The sequence below is a fragment of the Streptococcus sp. DFI.7.26 genome (genome assembly GCF_022240605.1).
GTDB classification, from domain to species: domain Bacteria; phylum Bacillota; class Bacilli; order Lactobacillales; family Streptococcaceae; genus Streptococcus; species Streptococcus xiaochunlingii.
In genome coordinates this window covers 1-732 of sequence record NZ_JAKOGN010000041.1, presented here as the reverse complement: position 1 = coordinate 732, position 732 = coordinate 1, and the positions used below count along the sequence as shown (strand labels likewise).

Annotated in this window: 2 protein-coding genes and 1 pseudogene; all 3 read left to right on the top strand. The window is 35.8% G+C overall.

Features of this window, described 5'->3' with window-relative positions:
• Nucleotides 1–201: pseudogene (locus L0M85_RS09830) on the top strand (DNA primase); the annotation flags it as partial.
• 50 nt (nucleotides 202–251) lie between these two features.
• The gene (locus L0M85_RS09825; protein ID WP_000152426.1) at nucleotides 252–485 is read left to right on the top strand and encodes a DUF5965 family protein; all 234 of its coding nucleotides are present in this window, start codon (nucleotides 252–254) and stop codon (nucleotides 483–485) included.
• Nucleotides 482–732, top strand: a 251-nt coding sequence (locus L0M85_RS09820; RefSeq protein ID WP_238656940.1) for a DUF5945 family protein, incomplete at its 3' end; no start/stop codon positions are given. The genes L0M85_RS09825 and L0M85_RS09820, both read left to right, overlap by 4 nt.

The following is a 732-nucleotide window of genomic DNA, read 5'->3' as shown; positions in this document are numbered from 1 at the left end:
AAAGATTTTTCTGATAAGTTATCTCAATCAGGATTTCCTGTTTTACTGGATTTACCTGATAATGAATCTGGGAAAGAAAAAAGAGACTGGAACGATATTCTTCGGGAAAAGAAATCAGATTTACAATTGATGATCGAGACTACAAAAGAGACATTGAGGAATCAACCAGTAAGACAAACCTCTCAATGTTTAGAATTGTGATAACAAAATCAAGATGTTTTAGCTAATATTAGAATGAAGGAGGATCGTATATGACCATTATTGAACGCTTAGAAGAAAAGGTCACTAGGCAAGAGAGTAAGGTAGCAAGAGAGACAGAAAAACTCGCTACTTACAAAGAACAACTGGAGACAGCGATGTTTGCGACGTTCAAAAGGCGTCAAAGCATCAGTCACATGAGTTTTGAAGAAGCACTTGACCATGCCTTTGGTAAAGAAAGGCAATTCGATGATTCTGAATTTAGAAAGGATGAAATGAGTGAATGACAAAAGATTGGAATTTTAATCAGCCATTAGAAAGTAAATCAGAAAATCAAGGGGATTCAGATAAAATTGCGGCCTTATTTGGAAATCATCAAGGAGGTAATGAAGTAAATTATGAAGCAGCTTTTCAAAAGCGAAAACAAGCACCTGTGACGGAATCAAATCCTAGTTCTAAACCCAAAGTTGCAGAGGTTAGAACAGGAAAAGAGACAGATATCACTACAAGTTATCAGCAACATCTTAAAAGACT

What these genes read in the sequence shown, in the direction of transcription:
- L0M85_RS09825 (WP_000152426.1), top strand. Translation starts at nt 252, where the DNA reads ATGACCATTATTGAACGCTTAGAAGAAAAGGTCACTAGGCAAGAGAGT.